Annotated in this window: 14 protein-coding genes and 1 rRNA gene; 13 read left to right on the top strand and 2 right to left on the bottom strand. The window is 75.6% G+C overall.

The features are described 5' to 3' along the window. Positions 1-196: 196 nt before the first annotated feature. The 13 genes from rrf to ACFWDO_RS11125 all read left to right on the top strand — a co-directional run bounded on the left by rrf (position 197) and on the right by ACFWDO_RS11125 (position 19,203). Positions 197-313, top strand: a 5S ribosomal RNA gene (rrf, locus tag ACFWDO_RS11185). A gap of 1,624 nt (positions 314-1,937) precedes the next feature. Further along, positions 1,938-3,077: a hypothetical protein gene (locus tag ACFWDO_RS11180; protein ID WP_380316125.1), complete on the top strand. Its 1,140-nt coding sequence runs from the start codon at positions 1,938-1,940 to the stop codon at positions 3,075-3,077. Continuing rightward, on the top strand, positions 3,074-4,087 hold the full coding sequence (locus ACFWDO_RS11175; protein WP_380316122.1) for an HAD-IIA family hydrolase: 1,014 nt from the start codon (positions 3,074-3,076) through the stop codon (positions 4,085-4,087). Before ACFWDO_RS11180 ends, ACFWDO_RS11175 begins: the two co-directional genes overlap by 4 nt. A 799-nt stretch (positions 4,088-4,886) precedes the next feature. Beyond that, complete coding sequence (locus tag ACFWDO_RS11170; RefSeq protein ID WP_380316119.1) at positions 4,887-5,816, top strand: TlyA family RNA methyltransferase; 930 nt, start codon at positions 4,887-4,889, stop codon at positions 5,814-5,816. Continuing rightward, entirely contained in the window at positions 5,813-6,784 is a 972-nt protein-coding gene (locus ACFWDO_RS11165) for an NAD kinase (RefSeq protein ID WP_380316116.1), read from the top strand. Before ACFWDO_RS11170 ends, ACFWDO_RS11165 begins: the two co-directional genes overlap by 4 nt. Then, positions 6,785-8,554, top strand: a complete 1,770-nt coding sequence (recN, locus tag ACFWDO_RS11160; RefSeq protein ID WP_380316113.1) for a DNA repair protein RecN — start codon at positions 6,785-6,787, stop codon at positions 8,552-8,554. A 5-nt stretch (positions 8,555-8,559) separates the two neighbouring features. Continuing rightward, entirely contained in the window at positions 8,560-9,753 is a 1,194-nt protein-coding gene (gene steA / locus ACFWDO_RS11155) for a putative cytokinetic ring protein SteA (protein ID WP_380316110.1), read from the top strand. Positions 9,754-9,817: 64 nt separating this feature from the next. Beyond that, entirely contained in the window at positions 9,818-10,810 is a 993-nt protein-coding gene (locus tag ACFWDO_RS11150; RefSeq protein WP_380316107.1) for a copper transporter, read from the top strand. After that, positions 10,810-11,676: a hypothetical protein gene (locus ACFWDO_RS11145; protein WP_380316104.1), complete on the top strand. Its 867-nt coding sequence runs from the start codon at positions 10,810-10,812 to the stop codon at positions 11,674-11,676. The genes ACFWDO_RS11150 and ACFWDO_RS11145 overlap by 1 nt, the downstream gene beginning before the upstream one ends. Before the next feature lie 4 nt (positions 11,677-11,680). Next, positions 11,681-13,306: a murein biosynthesis integral membrane protein MurJ gene (gene murJ / locus ACFWDO_RS11140; RefSeq protein WP_380316101.1), complete on the top strand. Its 1,626-nt coding sequence runs from the start codon at positions 11,681-11,683 to the stop codon at positions 13,304-13,306. An 80-nt stretch (positions 13,307-13,386) separates the two neighbouring features. Then, the gene (locus ACFWDO_RS11135) at positions 13,387-15,075 is read left to right on the top strand and encodes a CTP synthase (protein WP_380316098.1); all 1,689 of its coding nucleotides are present in this window, start codon (positions 13,387-13,389) and stop codon (positions 15,073-15,075) included. Further along, a complete protein-coding gene (locus tag ACFWDO_RS11130; protein WP_380316095.1) occupies positions 15,072-15,734 on the top strand; it encodes an NUDIX domain-containing protein in 663 nt (220 codons plus the stop codon). The genes ACFWDO_RS11135 and ACFWDO_RS11130 overlap by 4 nt, the downstream gene beginning before the upstream one ends. A 22-nt stretch (positions 15,735-15,756) precedes the next feature. Then, positions 15,757-19,203 carry a BTAD domain-containing putative transcriptional regulator gene (locus ACFWDO_RS11125; RefSeq protein WP_380316092.1) on the top strand — a complete coding sequence of 1,149 codons (3,447 nt, stop codon included), beginning with the start codon at positions 15,757-15,759 and terminating at the stop codon, positions 19,201-19,203. On the opposite strand, the gene ACFWDO_RS11120 is transcribed toward ACFWDO_RS11125, so the two are convergent. Both ACFWDO_RS11120 and ACFWDO_RS11115 read right to left on the bottom strand, forming a co-directional pair. Then, positions 19,185-20,036 (bottom strand): ABC transporter permease, encoded by an 852-nt coding sequence (locus tag ACFWDO_RS11120; protein WP_380316089.1) that lies wholly within the window; start codon positions 20,034-20,036, stop codon positions 19,185-19,187. The two genes, ACFWDO_RS11125 and ACFWDO_RS11120, sit on opposite strands and share 19 nt — an antisense overlap. Then, a complete protein-coding gene (locus ACFWDO_RS11115) occupies positions 20,033-21,019 on the bottom strand; it encodes an ATP-binding cassette domain-containing protein (RefSeq protein ID WP_380316086.1) in 987 nt (328 codons plus the stop codon). Before ACFWDO_RS11115 ends, ACFWDO_RS11120 begins: the two co-directional genes overlap by 4 nt. Between the last annotated feature and the right edge of the window lie 104 nt (positions 21,020-21,123).

Below are 21,123 nucleotides of genomic sequence, written 5' to 3'. Positions count from 1 at the left end.
TAGATAGGCCGGATGTGGAAGACAGGACGAAAGACTGTCGGAGCTGACCGGTACTAATAAGCCAACAACTTCACACACACCCAAACACTGTTTGGCAATACTGCTTCGCGTCCACTATGCGGTTCCCGAGAAACGGGCACCACCCACACACCCCCTGGCGGGCGTGTGTGGGTGCACCCTGAAAACTCGATACTGTTACGGCGGTCATAGCGTTGGGGAAACGCCCGGTCCCATTCCGAACCCGGAAGCTTAGCCCTTCAGCGCCGATGGTACTGCCCTCGAGAGGGGGTGGGAGAGTAGGACGCCGCCGGACACCCATTCACGAAAGGCCCACCCCCGCACCGGGGTGGGCCTTTCGCATACCCCCACACCACCACCAACCCACCCCGCCCCCCGAGATCACCCAGGCCCCACCCGCCCACCACCGACCAGGCAGTGACGCACGGCCCGCGCGGCCATGACGTGCACAACGACCCGCTCGGTCGCCACGACCCGCACACCACCCTCCGGTACGCACGTGTTCGGAAGCGGCGCTCGAACGAACCAGGTGACGGCGCCGTGCTGTGAGCACGGGCGCCGGCGCTGGGACTGAGAGGTCCGCGGCACTCAGGACCACCACTGGGCTGCGGAATGTGCAGGGTCGCAGGCGCCACTGAAGGGCCGGCCCTGGCGTCGTCAGCGGCCTCCGGCCGTATCGGCCGAACTCGGGCCGTGGCGAGGCGGCGTGCAGGGGCCTGTCTGAGCCCGCCCGATGGTGGCGTTCGCGGCTCGTTCGCTACACCGTGACAGCGGCTCGTCTGAGTGCACGTGCGGGTCCTTGCCGCACGGGCGGTCGAGAAGGTGTTTGTCGGGAGGTGTGCGGCCGATCGGCCCGTGCCTGCAAGGGTGCGGTGGTGCCGCCTGTCACAGGTCGGCGGAAGCTCTTGGCCGCCCTCAAGGGAACGTGGCGTGGGAGAATACGGCTTGTGTCGGCGTCTGGAAGGAGTAGCGTGAACGATTCACCGCGGGACGAGAACAAGGGCGGTGCTGGCGGTCGCTCGTCGTCCCCCCGTGGTGCCAGCCCTCGCGGGGCTGGGCGTGACGGTGGCAGGAGTGCACGCTCGCCCGAGGGCGGCCGCGGTGGCGACCGGCCTCGGGGCCAGGGACGTCCCTCGTCCGAGCGCGGCGTGCGGAGCGGGAGTGAGGGGCGCGACCGTTGGTCCGGTTCCGGTAGTTCTGACGACCGCCGGCGCGGCGGCGAGCGCGCCGGATCGCGGAGCGGTGGATCGGGTCGGTCCGGGGACGCGAGCCGCAGCGACCGTCCGGCGCGCGGTGACGGACAGGCGGGGGACCGCAGGGATCGGCGCGAGCGGTTGTCGGGTGGTCGTCCGCAGGGTGGCTCTGGGGACCGTCGTGAGTCGTGGTCGCGCGACGACCGACGTGCTCGGCCCTCGTACGGGCGCCCGCAGGGTGGCTCTGGCGAGCGCCGCGACTCGTGGTCCCGGGACGACCGAGGTGAGGGACGTCCTGACGGTGGGCGTCCGGGACGCGGTCGTGAGGAGCGTGAGTACCGCGGGCGGGGCACGGGCCCCCAGAGCGGCGAGCGCCAGTCGCGCGACCGTGACGACCGCGAATACCGCGGGCAGGACAGGCGGGACGGGCGCTCGGGCGGACCTCGTCAGGGACGGGAGCAGTCCGGCGGCTACCGCGGCGGTTCGGACCAGCGTGACCGCGCCCGGGATCGCCGAGACGGCCATGACCCTCGTGACGGGACCCGCCAGGGGTACCGGGGCGACGGCTCGCGCGGACCTGCGGCCGGAGAGCGCCACGGCGGAGGGCAGGGACGGCGTCCCGCGGGGCCGGGTGGCTCGGGAGGGCCTCGGCAGGGCCACCGCCCGGCCGCGGCGGCGGAGCGCCGCCCCCGCGTCGTCGAGCCGGAGATCGCCGAGGACGCGACGATGGGCCAGCTCGGGAAGGACGTGCGCGGCCGGCTCCGAGGGCTGACCAAGGAGAACGCCGAACGGGTCGGGCTGCACCTGGTCATGGCCGGGCGCCTGCTCGACGTCGACCCCGAGCGGGCCTACGAGCACGCTCAGGCAGCCGTCCGCCGCGGCGGACGCGTGGACGTCGTGCGGGAGGCCGCCGGCATCGCCGCGTACCGCACGGGTCGCTTCGCCGAGGCGCTGCGCGAGCTGCGGACCGTGCGACGGCTGAACGGGTCCTCGGAGCACCTGCCGCTCATGGCGGACGCGGAGCGCGGGCTCGGGCGACCCGAGCGTGCCATCGCCCTCGCCACCAGCGAGGAGGCGCGCACGCTCGACGCCGAGGGGCGGACCGAGCTCGCGATCGTGGCGAGCGGTGCCCGGAGCGACCTGGGCGAGCACGACGCCTCGCTGGCCGTCCTCGACCGGATCCCCGCCGCCGAGCGGAAGGGCGACCTGGGCCTCCGGGTGCTGCAGGCCCGCGCGGCCGCGCTCGAGGCTGCTGGACGTGCGGACGAGGCCGCCACGCTGCTCGCCGGCGTCGACCCCGCGGCGTTGGAGCGCGTCTCCGGCGCGGTGGAGGAGATCGACGACGTCGTCGTCTACGACACGTACGACGAGGACGCGGACGACGACGAGGACTCGGACGACGAGGACTCGGACGACGAGGACGCGGACGACGAGGACGCGGACGACGAGGACGCGGACGACGAGGACGCGGACGACGAGGACGCGGACGCTGACAACGAGGGCACATCCTCCGAGCCCGACGCCGAGCCCGAGACGGAGGTCGCCCTCGAGGAGGGTGCCGACGGGCAGGACCATGAGGGCGTCGGGTCGGGGGCCGAGGCTCCCGACGACCGTACGGCGACCGTCGACGGCGGCGCGGACTCGGAGGAGGCAGCCGATGCGGCCGACGTGGCTGCGCTCGACGCCGCAGGTCGCGCCGCGGCCGAGCCGGTGACGGACGAGGACGACGAGGCGCCCGAGATCGTCGATGTCCTCGCCGAGGACCGGGCCGACGACGTGGCGGAGGACGCGGTCGAGGAGGTCGCCGACGGTACGGAGGCAGCGCCTCCCGTGCCGGCCGACGAGACGTCCGCGGAGAAGGGATGACGGCGACGCTCGCGAGCAGCGACGTCCCCTTGGCCTCGGCGCACGACCTGGCGCTCGTCGACCTCGACGGAGTGGCCTACCGGGGACACCTGCCCATCCCGCACGCGGCGGAGAGCTTGACCGCCGCGCGCGGCGAGGGCCTGCGGCTCGTGTTCGTGACGAACAACGCGTCACGGGAGCCCGAGGAGGTCGCCGGCCAGCTCACGGGGCTGGACATCCCCACGGCTGCGGACGAGGTCATGACCGCGGCGCAGGCGTGCGCGGCGCTGCTGCGCACGCGCCTCGCGCCGGGCGCCCGCGTGCTCGTCGTCGGCGGCGCGGGGCTGCGGACCGCCGTCGAGCGGTCGGGGCTGATCGTCGTCGACTCCGCCGACGACGTGCCCGACGCCGTCGCGCAGGGCTACGCGCCCGGGCTGGCCTGGGAAGACCTGGCCGAGGCGGCGTACGCGGTCGCGGGCGGTGCGTGGCACGTGGCCAGCAACCTCGACCTCTCGTTGCCGACCGCGCGGGGGTTCGCGCCGGGGAACGGCGCCCTCGTGGGCGCCGTCGTCGCGGCCACGGGCGTGCGGCCCGACAGCGCGGGGAAGCCCTCCCCGACGATGTACCGCCTCGCCGTCGAACGCGCGGGGGCCGAGCGGCCGCTGGTGATCGGCGACCGGCTCGACACCGACCTCGCGGGGGCGCGCTCCGGCGGATACCCGGGCCTGCACGTGCTGACCGGGGTGTCGACAGCGCGCGACGCGGTCCTGGCGGACGCGGGCCTGCGCCCGGACTTCCTGGGCGGCGACCTGCGCGCGCTGCTGGAGCCGCACCCGGCGCCGCAGCGTGCCGCGGAGGGCTGGTGGACGTGCGGCGACCGTGCCGCACGGGTCACCGACGGCCGGCTCGAGCTCGACGGCGAGGGGCCTCGCGGCATCGACGTGATCCGCGCCGCCTGCGTCGCCGCGTGGGAGGCCGTGGACCGCGGAGACGTCGTGGATCCCGCCACCGTGCCGGAGCTGCAGGCCTGACGCCAGGAGCTCGTCACCAGGAGCTCGTCACCACGAGCTCGTCACCACGAGCTCGTCACCACGAGCTCGTCACCACGAGCTCGTCACCACGAGCTTGTCACTGTTCAATGACGTCGGTCGCCGGTCTTCTGACGGCTTGCGCCTGATCTCGGTCGGCTGACACCGTGCGTCCTACTCTGTTCCCGTGCGGCGGGCGGGGTCCCGGCGACGGACCAGGTCGGGCCTGTGGGTCGTGGCACAGGGACGTGGGCGCCAGCGGGTAGCGTGGACCCGGACCTCGGCCTGCGGCGTCGTCCCCCACGATCAGCCGCTGACGGGCCGGTGGTCCGCGCACCCGGCCACGGTGCCGGCGACGAGACCACGACCCGCGAGCGGCAGGAGGGACGATGACGCAGGATCCGGTGACGCCTGGAGGCGTCGTCCCCGAACCGCCTCGCGACGCCGAGCAGCCGCCGACCGACGGAGCGCGCCCGGGCGACGTCCACGCGGTCGACGCTCGACCCGCCGACGTCCGCGCCGCTGACGCTCGACCTGCTGACGCTCGACCTGCTGACGCTCGACCTGCTGACGCTCGACCTGCTGACGCTCGACCTGCTGACGCCGAACCGATCGACCCCGCCCCGACGGCGGCGGGAGCCGCCGGCCCGTTGGCGGGCCTCGACGGTCTGGACGAGGTCCCGGTGAGCGAGCACGTGGAGCGGTTCGCGCAGGTGCACGACGTCCTGCGCGCGCGCCTGGACGGCGAGCCGGAGCCAGGGGAGCGGGACCGCGGCGCCCCTCGCCCGGGACCGGCGCGGTGATGCCCGAGCCCCGTGCGGACACGGAGCTCGTCCGGCGCGGCCTGGCACGCTCGCGCCGGCAGGCCGTCGAGCTGATCGGCGCGGGGCGTGTGCGGCTCGAGGGGCGCACGGTCGCCAAGGCCTCGACGCCCGTGCCCGCCGGCGCGCCCGTCACCGTGGACCCGGACCCGGCCGACCCGGGTTATGCCTCCCGCGCCGGCGGCAAGCTGGCGGGGGCCCTGGACGCGCTCGCCGCGGACCCTGCCGGACACGACCTGCTCGACGCCGTCGACGGCGGCTGGTGCCTCGACGTCGGGGCATCGACCGGAGGCTTCACCGACGTGCTCCTGCGCCGCGGCGCGCGGCACGTCGTCGCGCTCGACGTCGGGCACGACCAGCTCGTGCCCGCCCTGCGCGCGGACCCGCGGGTCACCGTGGTCGAGGGGTTCAACCTGCGGGACCTCACGCCGGACGACCTCGAGCGCTCGCCGGACGTGGTCGTCGGCGATCTCTCCTTCATCTCGCTCACGCTGGTGCTGGGCCCGCTCGCCGCGGTGCTCGACCCGACCTCGCAGGTGCTGCTGCTGGTCAAGCCGCAGTTCGAGGTCGGACGAGAGCGACTGGGCAGCGGGGGAGTCGTCCGCGACGGCCGCCTGCACGCCGAGGCGGTGGGCGCCGTCGTGCGGTCCGCGGCCGAGCACGGCCTGGAGGCGCGCGCCGTCGTGCCCAGCCCGCTGCCCGGCCCGAGCGGCAACCGCGAGTACTTCTGCTGGCTGCGGCCGAGCGCGGGGCCCGACCGTGCCGGTCCACGTCCCCACGGCGCTCGGTCCGGCGGCCCCGACCCCGCGGCGCTGGCCGCGGCCGTGGAGGCCGCCGTCGCCTGGCAGCCCGGCGCCCCCGACGCGCCGCCGTCCGTCCCACCCGTCCTGCCGATCGGAGGAGCACAGTGAGCCGCCGAGTCCTCATCGTCACCCACGGGGGCCGCCCCGAGGCCGTGGCGGCGCTCTCCGAGGCCGTGCGCGAGCTGACCCAGGCGGGTTTCGAGGTCGCGCTGCACGACGACGACCTCGCCGAGTCCTTCGGCGACCACATGGCCGCCGCCCGCGCGCGCGAGGGCGTCACCGACTCCGAGGCCGTGATGGTCCTGGGCGGCGACGGGACGATCCTGCGCGCCGCCGAGCTGACGCACGGCACGGGGGTCCCCCTGCTCGGGGTCAACCTGGGCCACGTGGGCTTCCTCGCCGAGAGCGAGCGCGACGACCTGCGGCACGCCGTCCGGCGCCTCGCCGCGCGCGACTACGAGGTCGAGGAACGCGCCGTGGTCGACGTCACCGTCCACCTGCCGGGCGAGGAGACGCCCCGCACGGGGTGGGCGCTCAACGAGGCCACCGTGGAGAAGGCGCGGCGCGAGCGCATGGTCGAGGTCGGCATCGCCGTCGACGGCCGGCCGCTGTCGTCGTTCGGGTGCGACGGCGTGGTCATGTCCACCGCGACCGGCTCGACGGCGCACGCGTTCTCGGCGGGCGGGCCCGTGATGTGGCCCGAGGTGGACGGCGTGCTGCTGGTGCCGCTGTCCGCGCACGCGCTGTTCGCGCGCCCGCTCGTCATCGGCCCGCGGTCCACGTACACGGTGAAGGTGCTCGAGCGCAGCCCGGTGCCCGCGGTGCTGACCTGCGACGGCCGGCGGCGCATCGACCTGCCGGTCGGGTCGTGGGTCGAGGTGCGCCGTGGGGCACTGCCCCTGCGGTTCGCGCGGCTGTCGCCGTCGCCGTTCACCGACCGGCTGGTGTCGAAGTTCTCCCTGCCGGTGGTCGGCTGGCGGGAGCTGGCCGCGAACCGACCGGACCACCGGGCGCCCGGCCGCCCGGAGCAGGACGCCCCGACCGAGGGCGGGGCCGAGCACGAGAAGGAGGCGTAGGTGCTCGAGGAGATCGCGATCGAGAACCTGGGCGTGATCCGCGCCGCCCGGGTGCCGCTGGCGGACGGGCTGACCGTCATCACGGGCGAGACCGGTGCCGGCAAGACCATGGTGCTCACGGGCCTCGGCCTGCTCATGGGAGGCAAGGCCGACGCGGCCGCGGTGCGTCCCGGCGCAGACGGTGCCGTCGTCGAGGGACGGCTGCGGGTCGCGACCCACCCCGCCGTGGCGGCGCGCGTCGACGAGGCGGGCGGGGAGGTCGACGACGACGGCACGGTCGTCGTGCTGCGGACCGTGGCGGCCGCGGGGCGCTCGCGGGCGCACCTGGGCGGCCGCGGCGTGCCGCAGGCGGTGCTCGCGGAGATCGCCGACGAGCTGGTCACCGTGCACGGGCAGGCCGACCAGCTGCGGCTGCGTACCGCGGTCAAGCAGCGGGAGGCGCTGGACTCGTTCGCCGGACCGGAGCACCAGGACCTGCTCGACGCGTACCGCGCGGCCTGGACCGAGCGCGCCGGGCTGCTGGCCGAGATCGCCGAGCTCACCGCGCGCGGCGCCGAGCGTGCCCGCGAGGCGGAGCTGCTGCGCCTGGGCCTCGCCGAGGTCGAGCGCGTGGACCCGCGGCCCGGGGAGGACGCCGAGCTGTCGGCGCTCGTGGGCCGTCTCGGCAACGCCGAGCAGCTGCGGGTCGCCGCGCAGGAGGCGCACGACGCCGTCGCGGGCGACGACGTCGAGACCGCGGGCAGCGCGGTGGCGGCGGTCGAGCGGGCGCGGCGCGCGCTCGATGCGGCCGCGGGCGACGACCCGGCGCTCGGCGCGCACGCGACCCGGCTTGCGGAGGCGGGCTACCTGCTCGCGGACGTCGCGACCGACCTCTCGGCGTACGTCGACGACCTGCAGGCCGACCCGGCGGGGCTCGAGACGGCGCACGCCCGCCTCGCGGAGCTGACCACCCTGACGCGCAGCTACGGCGAGACCGTCGACGACGTGCTGCGCTGGGCGAGCGACGCGGGCCTGCGCCTGCTCGACCTGGACGACGGCGGCGAGCGGCTGGCCGCCATGCGCGAGCGCACGGTGGAGCTGGACGCCGAGCTGGCGGCCGCGGCCGAGCGGCTGACCGCGGGGCGCCGGACCGCGGGGGAGGAGCTCGGCGCCGCCGTCACGGCGGAGCTGGCGGGGCTCGCGATGAAGGGGGCGCGGCTCGTGGTCGACGTCGCCGAGGCCGACGAGCCCGGGCCGTGGGGCGCCGACCAGGTGACGTTCCTGCTCGAACCGCACCCCGGGGCGCCCGCCCGCCCCCTGGGCAAGGGCGCGTCCGGGGGCGAGCTGTCCCGCGTGATGCTCGCCGTCGAGGTGGCGCTCGCCACGGCCCGGCTCGAGGCCACGACCGGCGCGCGGGCCGCGGCCCCGCTGCCGACGTTCGTCTTCGACGAGGTCGACGCGGGCGTGGGCGGCCGCGCCGCGGTCGAGGTGGGGCGCCGGCTGGCGACCCTCGCACGCAGCACGCAGGTGGTGGTCGTGACGCACCTGGCGCAGGTGGCGGCCTTCGCGGACTCCCACCTCGTGGTGACGAAGTCGAGCGCGGACGGCGGCTCCGACGCCGACGGGGGCACCGACGGGGATGCAGGCGGCGTCACCGTGACGGGCGTGCGCGAGGTCACCGAGGACGACCGCGTCCGCGAGCTCGCAAGGATGCTGTCGGGTCAGGAGGAGTCGGCGACCGCCCGTCAGCACGCGGTCGAGCTTCTCGAGTCGTCCACCGTGGGACGATAGGGGCGATGAGAATGATCCTGCGCAAGTCCGAGCGCGCCCCCGACGCCGGCGACGGCGGCCCCGACGTGACCGGACCCGCCCGGGTCGGCACGCGCACGAAGGACCTCACCAAGCGGCTGAAGCCCGGCGACGTGGCGGTCATCGACCACCTCGACATCGACCGCGTGGCCGCCGACGCCCTGGTGGCGGTCGGCCCGGCCGCGGTGCTGAACGCCGCGCGCTCGACGTCGGGCCGGTACCCGAACGCGGGCCCGGGGATCCTGATCGAGGCCGGCATCACGCTGGTCGACGACCTGGGCCCGGCCGTGATGGCGCTGCCCGAGGGCGCGTCCGTCGTCATCGACGGCGGCACCGTGCGCGTCGACGGCACGACGGTGGCGGACGGGGTCCGGCAGACGCCGGAGACCGTCGAGGCCGACATGGCCGCCGCGCGCGAGGGGCTCTCAGACGAGATCGAGCACTTCGCCGAGAACACCATGACCTACCTGCGGCGCGAGCGGGACCTGCTGCTCGACGGCGTCGGCGTGCCGGACGTGCGCACGCGGTTCGACGGCCGGCACGTGCTCATCGTCGTGCGCGGGTACCACTACCGCGAGGACCTGGCGATGCTGCGGTCCTACATCGCGGAGAACCGGCCCGTGCTGGTCGGGGTCGACGGCGGCGCCGACGCGATCATCGACGCCGGCTGGAAGCCGGACATGATCGTGGGGGACATGGACTCGGTGTCGGACCGGGCGCTGTCCTGCGGCGCGGAGATCGTGGTGCACGCCTACCGCGACGGCACCGCGCCGGGGCTCGACCGGGTCGAGTCGCTCGGCGTGGCGCCCGTGGTCTTCCCCGCGACCGGCACGAGCGAGGACATCGCCATGCTGCTCGCGGACGACAAGGGCGCCGAGCTCATCGTCGCCGTCGGCACGCACGCCACGCTGGTGGAGTTCCTCGACAAGGGCCGCGCGGGCATGGCCAGCACGTTCCTCACCCGCCTGCGGGTGGGCGGCAAGCTGGTGGACGCCAAGGGCGTGTCCCGGCTGTACCGCACCCGGATCTCGAACCTCCAGCTCACGCTGCTCTCCCTGGCCGGCGTCGCCGCCGTCGTCGCCGCCCTGTGGTCCACCTCCGCCGGCCAGACGTTCTTCGGCCTCGTCGGCGCCCGGATCGACGACCTCGTCTCGTGGGTGGGTAGCCTCTTCGGCGGGTGACGCCCTCCCCGCGCCCGCCGCTGCCCCGCCCGACCCGACCCCATCGAAGGAACCTCTGCCGACCGTGATCGACTTCAGGTACCACCTCGTCTCGCTGATCTCCGTCTTCCTGGCGCTCGCCGTGGGCATCATCCTCGGCGCCGGCCCGCTCCAGGGCCCGTTGGGCGACCAGCTCACCGAGCAGGTCGACGCCCTGCGCACCGAGCGCAACACGCTGCGTGACGAGCTGGGCGACGCACGGACGTCGGCGGAGGAGCAGCGCCGGTTCATCGACAGCGCGGGCGACCAGCTCGTCGCGGGCTCGCTCGAGGGCAAGAACGTGGCCATCGTCGAGGTGGACGAGGTGAGCGACTCCAGCCGCAAGGCCGTGCTCGACGAGCTCGAGGCCGCGGACGGCACCGTCGTCGCGCAGGAGCGGCTGTCGGCGTCGTGGACGTCCGCGGACGAGCTGACCATGCGGGAGACCGTCGCGGACGGGCTGCGCGCCAAGCTGCCGGCCGACGCCGTCGACGGCGCCATCGACGAGGACTCCGGCACCGCTGAGCTGCTGGCCGCCTCGCTGACGGTCGCGCTCACCGACGCGGGCCCCGAGGCCGGGACCTTCTCCGACGTGGCGCTGGAGCAGCAGCACCTGCTGCAGCAGGTGGGCCTCGTGGAGCAGGTCGCGGAGCCGAGCGCCCCCGCCGATGCGATCCTGCTGCTGTCGGGCGGCGGCAAGGCCACCGACGACTCGCAGACGACCGACGCCGACCCGAAGCAGACCGGGATGGGCGCGCTCGTGGCACTCGCGGGCACGTCGGCCCAGGTCGCCGGCACGTCGGTCGTGGCGGGTCCGACGACGCAGGACGGCGACCTCGTGGGCAGCGTCCGCTCGGACGACGAGCTCTCGGGCCTCGTGAGCACCGTGAGCGGGATCGAGGAGACGACCGGCCAGATCGTCGTGCCGCTGGCGATCGCGGCTCAGGAGGCCGGGACGGTCGACCAGTACGGGTTCGAGGACGGCGCGACCGTCCTCCCGCCGGCGGTCGTGAACGGCGCGACGCAGGCGGACGGCTGATGGCCGGGGGGCTCGGGGCGCTGCTGCGCGGGGCGGCGGTCGCGGCGGCCGGCACGGCGCTCGCCCGCCGCGCGCTCGAGACGGACCCGCCGGGCGGCTCCGCCCGCTGGACCCGCACCAACCACCGGGGCGAACCGGTCAGCATGCTCGAGGGCCCCGCGGTGGCCGCCGGGCTCGTGGCGGGCACGCTCGCCGCGGGTGGCGGGCGCGCGCGGGCCGGCACGGTCGTCGCGACTGCCGGCGCCGCCGCGTTCGGCCTCGTGGACGACCTCGCCGAGGACACCAGCACCCGGGTCAAGGGGCTGCGCGGGCACCTGGGCGCGCTCGCCGAGGGCAAGCTCACCACCGGCGGGCTCAAGGTGCTCGGCATCGGCGCCACGGCCCTGGTCGGGGCCGCGGTCGGTACCCGGCGGCGCGGCGGGGCGGTGGGCCACCTGGTCGACGTCGCCGTCAACGGCGCGCTGATCGCCGGCACGGCCAACCTCCTCAACCTGCTCGACCTGCGCCCCGGGCGCGCCCTCAAGGCCTCGGCCGCGCTGAGCCTGCCCGTCGCGGGCGGCGCCGGGGCGACCACGGGCGTGGTCCTCGGGGCCGCGGCCGTCGCCGCCCCCGGCGACCTCGCCGAGCGGGACATGCTCGGCGACGGCGGCGCCAACGCGCTGGGCGCGCTGGTCGGCGCGCAGTGGGCCTTCGGCGCCCCGCGTGCCGTGCGCCTCGCGGCCCTGACCTCCGTCGTCGGGCTGACGCTCGCGTCGGAGCGCGTGAGCTTCTCCGCCGTCATCGAGCGGACGCCGTGGCTGCGCGCCGCCGACCAGCTCGGCCGACGGCCGGCGCCGGCAGCCCAGGACCCCGCCGCGGGGGAGTGACCGCATGACGTCGCGCCCGGGCGGGCTGCGGGCGGCGACCCAGACGCTCGCGGGCGCCGCCGTGATGATCACCGTCGTGACGGTGGCGAGCCGGCTGGTCGGCTTCGCCCGGTCGCTGGTGCTGTCGTGGGCCGTGGGCACCGAGGGCGTCGGGCCCGCGTACAGCGCGGCCAACCTGCTGCCGAACGTGCTCTTCGAGGTCGCCGCCGGCGGCGCGCTCGCGGGCGCGGTGGTGCCGCTGCTCGCGGGCCCGATCGCCCGCCGGTCGGCGAAGGAGACGTCCGGCGTGGCCTCGGCGATGCTCGGGTGGACGCTGGCCGTCCTCGTGCCGCTCGGCGCCCTGCTCGCCCTGCTGGCCGGCCCGATCGCCGGGCTCCTCATGACCAAGCACCCGGAGCTCGTGGACGTCACGGCCACGTTCGTGCGGACGTTCGCGCTCCAGGTCCCGCTGTACGGGCTCGCGGTGGTGCTCGGCGGCATCCTGCAGGCGCACAAGCGGTTCTTCTGGCAGGCGTTCGCGCCGCTGCTGTCCAGCGTGGCCGTCATCGTCGTGTACCTCGTCTTCGTCGCCATGACGGGCGAGAACCGGGACGACGTCGGCGCGCTGTCCGCCGCCGCGATCGGCTGGCTGGGCTGGGGCACGACGGCGGGGGTCGCCGTGCTCGCGCTGCCCCTCGTGCTGCCGGTGCGGCGGACCGGGACGCGGCTGCGGCCCACGCTGCGCTTCCCCGGCGGCGAGGGTGTCCGCGCCCGCAACCTCGCGCTGGCGGGGGTCGGTGCCCTCGTGGCGCAGCAGCTGTCCGTGCTCGCCGTGATGGGCGCGGCGCTGCAGTTCGGGCCGTCGCAGACGTTCCCGACGTACACGTTCGCCCAGCAGGTCTACCTGCTGCCCTACGCCGTGCTGGCGTTCCCGCTCGCGACGAGCACGTTCCCGCGGCTCGCGGAGCACGTGGCGCACGGGCGCCGCGACCTGTTCCGGAGCCTGCTGGCCGCCACCACCCGGACGCTGCTCGTGGTCTCGGGGCTCGGCGTCGCCGCGCTCGTGGCGGCGTCGTCCGCCGTGGAGGCCGTGTTCGCCCGCATCGCCCACGGGTCGGTGGCGGGGCTCGGGGACGCGGTGGCGTGGATGGCGCCGGGGATCGTCGGCTTCGCGCTGATCCTGCACCTGTCGCGCGCCCTGTACGCGATCGACCACCAGCGCGTGGCGGTCGTGGTGACGGCGGCCGGCTGGCTCGTCGTCGCGGCGGCGGCCTTCGTGCTGCCCGCGGCGACGGGGGTCCGCGACCAGGTCGGCGTGCTCACCCAGCTCGGCCTGGCGACCGCGCTGGGCATGACGGTCGCGGGGGCGGGCCTGCTCGTCGCCGTGGGCCGGCTCGCCGGGCGCGAGGCGCTCCGGGGCATCCCGCGGACCCTGGTGGTGCTCGTCGTCGCGACCGCGCTCGGCGCCTGGGCGGGGGCGCTGGTGTCGGGCGTGCTGCTCCCGGCGCACGCCGCCATCCTCCCGGCGCTCGGCGTCGGGCTGCTCGCCGCGCTGGTCGGCGGAGGGGCCGTCGTGGGCGCCTTCCTGCTCACGGACCGGTCCGCGGTGACGGGCATCGCGCGCCGGGGGCGCGGCGCCGCACAGGAGTGACGCGGAGCGGCGCGGGGAGTGACGCGACGCACCGCACGGCCCGCGTGCCGCCTCCCCACCCGCTGTTAGGATGGAGTTCCGTGGCCGACACCGCGAACAGACTCCAGCCCCGCTCCTCCAGCCGTACGGGTGCGACGCACCAGACGCGGCACATCTTCGTGACGGGCGGTGTGGCCTCGTCTCTCGGCAAGGGACTCACCGCCTCCTCGCTCGGGCGCCTGCTGCGCTCGCGGGGCCTGCGCGTCACCATGCAGAAGCTCGACCCGTACCTCAACGTGGACCCGGGCACGATGAACCCGTTCCAGCACGGCGAGGTCTTCGTCACCGAGGACGGCGCCGAGACGGACCTCGACATCGGCCACTACGAGCGTTTTCTCGACGTCGAGCTGCCGGCCTCCTCGAACGTCACGACCGGCCAGGTCTACTCCCGCGTGATCGCCAAGGAGCGCCGCGGCGAGTACCTCGGGGACACCGTCCAGGTCATCCCGCACATCACCGACGAGATCAAGTCGCGCATGCGCGACCAGGCGGGTCCCGACGTCGACGTCATCATCACGGAGATCGGTGGCACCGTCGGCGACATCGAGTCGCAGCCCTTCCTCGAGGCCGCCCGCCAGGTGCGGCACGAGCTCGGCCGCGACGACTGCTTCTTCCTGCACGTCTCGCTGGTGCCGTACATCGGCCCGTCCGGCGAGCTCAAGACGAAGCCGACCCAGCACTCGGTGGCTGCGCTGCGCTCCATCGGCATCCAGCCCGACGCCATCGTGCTCCGCTCGGACCGCGTGGTGCCCGACGGCATCAAGCGCAAGATCGCCCTCATGTGCGACGTCGACAACGAGGCCGTCATCAACTGCGCCGACGCGCCGAGCATCTACGACATCCCGCGCGTCATCCACTCCGAGGGCCTCGACGCCTACGTCGTGCGCCGTCTCGACCTGCCGTTCCACGACGTCGACTGGGACGGCTGGACCCGCCTGCTGGAGCGCGTGCACGAGCCGGAGCACAACGTCGAGATCGCCCTCGTCGGCAAGTACATCGACCTGCCCGACGCGTACCTGTCGGTGACCGAGGCGCTGCGCGCCGGCGGCTTCGACAACGACACCAAGGTCGCCATCCGCTGGGTGGCCGCCGACGACTGCCGCACCCCCGAGGGTGCGCAGGACGCCCTGGAGGGCGTCGACGCCGTGCTCGTGCCGGGCGGCTTCGGCGTGCGCGGGATCGACGGCAAGGTCGGCGCGCTGCGCTGGGCGCGCGAGAACCTGGTGCCGACGCTCGGCATCTGCCTCGGCCTGCAGTCGATGGTCATCGAGTACGCGCGCAACGTGCTGGGGCTGCAGGACGCGTCGTCCACCGAGTTCGACCCGCAGAGCACGCACCCCGTCATCGCGACGATGGCGGAGCAGCTCGCGATCGTCGACGGCGGCGGCGACCTGGGCGGCACCATGCGCCTCGGCGCGTACGACGCGCACCTGGGCGCCGGCTCCGTCGTGGCGAAGGCCTACGGCAGCGAGCGGGTCTCGGAGCGTCACCGCCACCGCTACGAGGTGAACAACGCCTACCGGGCGCAGCTCGAGGAGGCCGGCCTGGTGTTCTCCGGCACGTCGCCCGACGCGAAGCTCGTCGAGTTCGTCGAGCTGCCCGCCGACGTGCACCCGTACTACGTGAGCACGCAGGCGCACCCCGAGTTCAAGTCGCGCCCGACCCGCTCGCACCCGCTGTTCAAGGGGCTCGTCGCGGCGGCCCTCGAGCGCCAGGGCAACCAGGCGTGAGCGACGCCCCGGGCGCGGGTGGCGGGGGCGCCGGCGCGCCGCTCGCCGACGAGATCACCCCGCGCCCCGTCCTGCGGCACGACGTGCTGCAGCGGGGCCGGATCATCGACCTCGTGCGCGACGAGGTCGACCTCGGGGACGCCGGGGTGGTGACGCGCGAGTACGTGGAGCACCCCGGCGCCGTCGCGATCGTGGCGCTCGACGAGCAGGAGCGGATCCTGCTGGAGCGTCAGTACCGCCACCCCGTGCGGTCGTTCATGTGGGAGGTGCCGGCCGGGCTGCTCGACGTCGACGGCGAGCCCGCCGTCGACGCGGCGGCGCGCGAGCTGGCCGAGGAGGCCGACGTCACCGCCGAACGGTGGGCGGTCCTCGCCGACTACGCGACGACTCCCGGCAGCAGCGACGAGGCGGTGCGGATCTTCCTCGCGCGCGGCATCGCGCCGGTGGCCGAGGCCGACCGGCACGTGCGCACCGGCGAGGAGGCCGGCATGGAGGTGCGCTGGGTGCCGCTCGACGAGGCGGTCGCCCGAGCGCTCGACGGCAGCCTGCACAACCCGTCGACCGTGGTGGGCATCCTCGCCGCCGCCGCGAGCCGTGCGGGCGGCTGGTCGTCCCTGCGGCCGACGGACGCGCCCTGGCCTGCCCGGCCCGGCGCCTGAGCTGCCGGTAGGCTCCACAGGCGTGCGTGACGCCTCCCTCCCCGAGCCCGGTACCGACGGTCCGCCGGCGCCGGCGGGCACGCCCGCGGTGCGGGTGCTCGGCCCGGTCCGAGTCTCCGGGGCGGGAGGCGAAGAGCGCGCGCCGCGGGGTGCGCGCGCGTCGGCGCTCGTCACCCTGCTCGCCCTCGCGGGCCCGCGCGGCGTCTCGTCGTCCGTCCTCGTCGACCGGCTGTGGCAGGAGTCCCTGCCCGCCGACCCGCGTGCTGCCCTGCAGAACCTCGTCTCGCGGCTGCGCGCCGTGGCAGGGCGCGGCGTGGTGCTGGCCACGGAGGCGGGGTACGCCCTGGGCGTGGCGACCGACCTCGACCTGGCCCGCGAGGGCCTGACGGCCGCGCGCCGTGAGCTCGTCTCCGGCGACCCGGGCGTCGCCGCCCGCACCGCCGAGGAGTCCCTGGCGCTGTGGAGCGGCACGCCGGGCGTCGACCTGGAGGGCGGCGAGTTCGCGGCCGTCGCCGCGGAGCTCGCGGCCGTCGCCCGGCGGCGGCGCGACGAGCTCCGCGCCGTGCGCCGCGACGCGGCCGAGGCGGCGGGGGAGCACGGCCTCGTCGCGGAGCTCGCCGGCGCCGACGTGGCGGCCGACCCGACGGACGAGGACGCGGCCCGCGCGCTCATGGCGGCGCTCGGCGGCCTCCGCCGACCGGGCGAGGCGCTGCGGGTGTTCACGCGGCTGCGGTCCGTGCTCGTGCGCGAGCTCGGCAGCGAGCCCGGCCCGGCGACCGTCGCCCTGTCCGAGCGGCTCGCCGCGCAGATCGGACCGTCGGGGGACGCGACGGACGCCCGGCCGGGAGTCGCGGAAGCGCCGTCGGTCCCACCGGTCCTGGCGGCCGCCCCCGGCTCGGGCGCCCCGGGCGCCGGGAGCGCGCCCGCCGGCGGCACGGCGCGGGGCCTGCGCACCTATCCGACGCCGCTGCTCGGCCGCGAGCCGGACGTCGCGGCCGTCCTCGACGCCCTGAGGGCCTCACGCCTCGTCACCGTCCTGGGCCCGGGCGGGCTCGGCAAGACCCGGCTCGCGCAGGAGGTCGCCCGTCGGTCGCTGGGCCGCGCCGCGGTCGTGGTCGTCGTCGAGCTCGTCGGCGTGCGGAGCGACGACGACGTGGTCCTGGCGCTCGCGGACGCCCTGGGCGTCGCGCCGGGGGTCGGCTCCGTGCGCCTGGCCGACCGGCTCCAGGCGGGCGACGTCGCCACCCAGGTGACAGCCCGCCTGCGCGACGCCGAGGCCCTGGTCGTGCTCGACAACTGCGAGCACGTCGTGGAGGGCGCCGCGCGGTGGGCCGGGACATTGCTGGCGGTCTCGCCGCGGCTGCGGGTGCTCGCCACGAGCCGCACCCCGCTGCTGCTGGAGCAGGAGGAGACGTACGTGCCCGCCCCGCTCGGCTCCGCTCCGGACGGCGACGACGACGGCCCCGCCGTCCGCCTGTTCGTCGAGCGGGCCCGCGCCGTGCGGCCCGACGCGCTGCTCGACCGCGCGGCCGTCGCACACCTGTGCGAGCGGCTGGACGGGCTGCCCCTGGCGATCGAGCTGGCGGCGGCGCGCGTGCGCACCCTGAGCGTCGCGGAGATCGACGCCCGGCTCGTCGAGCGGTTCGCCCTGCTGCGGGTGCGCGACCGGTCGGTCCCGGACCGGCACCGCACGCTGGAGGCGGTGCTGGACTGGAGCTGGAACCTGCTCACGCCCGGCCAGCAGGCGCTGTGGCGGCGTGCGGCCGTGCTCCCCGACGGGTTCTCCGCCGAGGCCGCGCGCTCCCTCCGTCCCGAGGCGCCCGGCTGGCAGGTGGACGACGACGTCGACGCTCTCGTGCTGCAGTCGCTGGTGCGGGTCGAGGAGGCGGACGGCGCGAGCCGGTACCGCATGGTCGAGACGGTGCGCGAGTTCGGGCTGCTGCGGCTCGCGGACGCCCACGAGGAGCCGGCCGCCGACGAGGCCGTCCTCGCGTGGGCGCTGACCGTGGCCCGCCGGTGCGCGTCCAGGATGCTGTCACCGCGCCAGCTCGAGGCGGTCGCGGAGCTCGGGCGCGAGCAGGAGAACCTCGTGTTCGCGGTCCGGCGCGGCATGGACCTGTCGCGACCGGAGGTGGTGGTGCACGGCTTCGTCGCGCTGCTGGGCAGCTGGGCGGTGCGCGGCGCGGAGGAGCGGGTGGTGGGCTTGGTGCCCGGGGTGCTGCACGCCCTGGAGGGGTGGCCGGTACCGGACGAGCACGCCGACGCCACCGCGATCGCGCTGGAGGCGATCGCCGCCGCGTCCGTCTTCGGGGTCCCGGGGTCTGCCGCGCGACCCCTCGCGCGGCTGCGCCGGCTGCTGCGCACGAGCCGGGGCGTGGGGGCGCGGACGCGCGAGCTCTCCCACCTCGTGCTGGCCCGGACGGCCGAGGAGTCGCTCGAGGTGCTCGCCCGGCTGCAGCGGTCCGACGACGGGTACACGGCGCTGCTCGGGCACATGTTCGAGGCCCAGCAGCGCGAGAACGACGGCGAGATCGCACGTGCTGTCGAGCTCGCGCGCGGCGCGCACGAGGTGGCCCGCGGGATCGACGACGCCGCGGCCTCGGCCATGACCGCGATGGTCCTCGCGTCGTTCCTCGCGGAGCAGGGCGAGGCGGCCGAGGCGGCCCGCTGGGTCGCGCGGGCGAAGGACGGCGTGCTCAGGATAGGCGCCGAGGAGATGCAGTGGCAGGTCCGGTGGATCGAGCTGGGCTCGGCCCTCACGCTCGGCGACCTGGCGACCGCCGAGTCCGTGGTCGTGTCGATGGTCCCCACCCCGGAGGCTGGCGACGACGGGCGCGAGCAGCAGGCGCGCGGCGTCGTGGAGCTGGGGCGCGGCGAGCTGGCGTGGGCCCGCGGCGACCGCCCGGGCGCTCTCGCGCACCTCGACCGGGCGATCGAGACGTTCGGTCCGGGCCAGCCGCGGGGGGACGCCGCGCCGTGGTTCCTGCTGCTCGCCTCGGCGACCCTCGTCCGGCGGGTGCAGGCAGGGGCGGACGGCGGCGTCCTCGTGCGGCGGATCGTCGACGTGGGGCGGCGGGTGCGGGGCCACGGGCGCGGCTTCGTCGACCGCCCGGTCCTCGCGACGTCGTCGGTCGGTGTCGCGTACTGGGCGTGCCTCGACCCCGGGGTGTCGTCCGAGCGGTGGCCCGACCGCGCGGCCGACGGCGCCGAGCTGCTCGCCCTCGCGGGCCTGATGGGCGCGCGCCAGGACCTCCCGGCCCTGCGGCTCGACCGCCTGCGGGCGGACCTGGCCGGGGTCGCCTCCCTGGCGGGCAGGTCCGGCGCCGAGCTGGTGCGCCAGGGCGAGGACCGGGCCGGTGTGCTGGCCCGCGACGCGCTGGTGCCGCGCGCGGAGGAGCTCCTGGTCCGCCTCGCGGGGGAGGCGGACCAGGAGCCCGGGGACGAGCGCGGTCAGGCCTTCTTCATGTAGCTCCGCACGGCCAGCGGGGCGAAGATCGCCACGACGACGGCGCAGCTGAGCAGTGCGATGCCGACCTGGCCCGTGACGCTGCCGGTGGAGGCGAGGTCGCGGACGGCCGTCACGAGGTGCGACACCGGGTTGACGTTGACGAAGCCCTGCAGCCAGCCGGGCATCGTGTCCACGGGGACGAACGCGTTGGACAGGAACGTCAGCGGGAAGAGCACCAGGAACGAGATGCCCTGCACGGACGACGCGGACCGGCCGATGACGCCGAAGAACGCGAAGATCCAGCTCAGCGACCAGGCGCAGACGATGACCAGCAGGCCGGCGAGCAGCACGCCGCCGACACCGCCGCCCGGGCGCCAGCCCATGACCAGGCCCATGCAGATCGTCAGGGTCGTGGCGATGAGGTAGCGGACCAGGTCCGCGATCAGGGCGCCGGCGAGGGGCGCGATGCGGGCGATGGGCAGCGACTTGAACCGGTCGAACACGCCCTTGTCCATGTCTTCGCGCAGCTGGGTGCCGGTGACGGCGGACGCCGTGATGACGGTCTGCACGAGGATGCCCGGGATGATGACGGGCAGGTAGGCCGCGATGCTGCCGGAGATCGCCCCGCCGAAGATGTACGTGAACATCAGCGTGAAGATGATCGGCTGCACCGTGACGTCGATGAGCTGTTCCGGCGTGCGGCGGATCTTGATGAGGCCGCGCCGGGCCATGGCAAGCGAGTCGGACACGGCCTGGCCGACGGTGACGCGGTTGCGCAGGGTGCGCTCGGCGCCGGGGACGATGCGCCCGCCCGACGCCGACGGCGCCGCGGGGGTTGCGGTGAGGGTGGTCATGCGGGGATCTCCTCGAGCTCGGGGGAGCCGGCGGCGTCGGACTCGGTCGCGCCGTGGCCGGTCAGGGTCAGGAACACCTCGTCGAGCGTGGGCTTGTCCATCGACAGGCCGTCGACGTCGACCCCCGCGCCGCGGAGGCGCACCAGCAGGTCGGTGACGCGGGCCGGGTCGGCGACGGGCACCGTGAGGCGGCGGGACTCCGGCGACGGCGTGGCGGGCACGCCGAGCACGTCCCGCACGGCCTCGAGGGCTACGGGGACGTCCTCGGCGCGCACGAGCGTGAGCTGCAGCGACTGCTCGCCCACGGAGGACTTGAGCTCGTCGCCGGTGCCCTCCGCGACGACCCGCCCGCGGTCGATGACCGCGATGCGGTCCGCGAGCTGGTCGGCCTCGTCGAGGTACTGCGTGGTGAGCAGCACGGTGGACCCCGTCGCGACGAGGCGGCGGATGGTCTCCCACATCTGCGCGCGGGTGCGCGGGTCGAGGCCGGTGGTGGGCTCGTCCAGGAAGAGCAGCGGCGGCTGCGCGATGAGGCTGGCCGCCAGGTCGAGCCGGCGGCGCATGCCGCCGGAGAAGTTCTTCAGGGGGCGCGCGGCGGCGTCGGTGAGGCTGAATTCCTCGAGCAGGTCACGGGTGCGGCGCGTCGCGGCGGCGCCCTTGAGCCCGTTGAGGCGGCAGAAGAGCAGCAGGTTCTCCGTCGCGCTGAGGGTCTCGTCGACCGAGGCGTACTGCCCCGTGACGCCGATGAGCTGTCGCACGATGAACGGCTCCCGGGCCACGTCGTGGCCGAACACGCTGGCCCGCCCGGCGTCCGGGCGCAGCAGCGTCGCCAGCATGCGGATCGTGGTGGTCTTGCCGGCCCCGTTCGGGCCGAGCACGCCGTAGACCGTGCCGGTGGCGACCTGCAGGTCGACCCCGTCCACGGCGCGGTTGTCGCCGAAGGTCTTGACGAGGCCCTCGGCCTCGATCGCGGTGGTGGTCATGGCACCACCGTGCGCGGCGGCGCTCGCAGCCTGCTGTCACGGCGCTGTCACGGCCTCGCGCGGCGCCGTCAGGGCATCCGGGGGTGGGGCCGGGGCCCCACGAC

It is taken from the genome of Isoptericola sp. NPDC060185 (assembly GCF_042728595.1).
Taxonomy (GTDB): Bacteria; Actinomycetota; Actinomycetes; order Actinomycetales; family Cellulomonadaceae; genus Isoptericola.
This window is presented reverse-complemented; position numbering and strand designations above follow the sequence as displayed.